This is a genomic window from Oleiphilus sp. HI0125, assembly GCF_001635355.1.
Window position 1 is genome coordinate 1 of sequence record NZ_LWGF01001194.1, and the last position, 543, is coordinate 543.

At 45.7% G+C, this 543-nt stretch carries 2 protein-coding genes; both read right to left on the reverse strand.

Features of this window, described 5'->3' with window-relative positions:
- The coding region (locus A3762_RS20600) for a flagellar biosynthetic protein FliR (RefSeq protein WP_197469452.1) at positions 1-408 on the reverse strand (408 nt) is incomplete at its 3' end.
- 2 nt (positions 409-410) lie between these two features.
- Positions 411-543 (reverse strand): flagellar biosynthetic protein FliQ (locus A3762_RS28630; RefSeq protein WP_197469453.1); only part of this gene is annotated, 133 nt, incomplete at its 5' end.

Consider the following 543-nt stretch of genomic DNA (forward strand, 5'->3'; position numbering starts at 1 on the left):
GATAAGCGTCACGCAAACTAAAAATATCTGAGATAGGATTGGGACATTTACCCCGTTACTCGGATCGATCATCGACGCAAAACCTAGGCCCATCTGCATGGCGATCATCTGACCTGCAGCAACAAACAGCTGCATCAAAAACACAAACATTAAGCCCATTAAGGTACCGATAAAAATTTGCTGCAAGGTCACATACATCGCAGTAAAAGATAAGGGTTCAATTTCAGGAACAGGTGGAAGCAAAGGAGCAACAAGCAACGTTACGACGAATGCTAAACCAACACGAACGCGCATCGGAACTAACTGCGTGCCGATGACCGGAATCACCATAAAGAAACTCGCAATTCTGAACAGCGGCCATAACCATGCAGCCACCCAAGCCCCTATTTGCGCATCTGTAAAAACCATTGCTAGCCTATCAGCACTGGAATGTTGTGAATGAGACGCTCTGAGAAATCGATGATCTTTTGCATCATGAATGGACCTGCGGCAATGAGTACCACCAGCGTGACCAATAAACGAGGCAAAAAGCTAAGTGTTTGT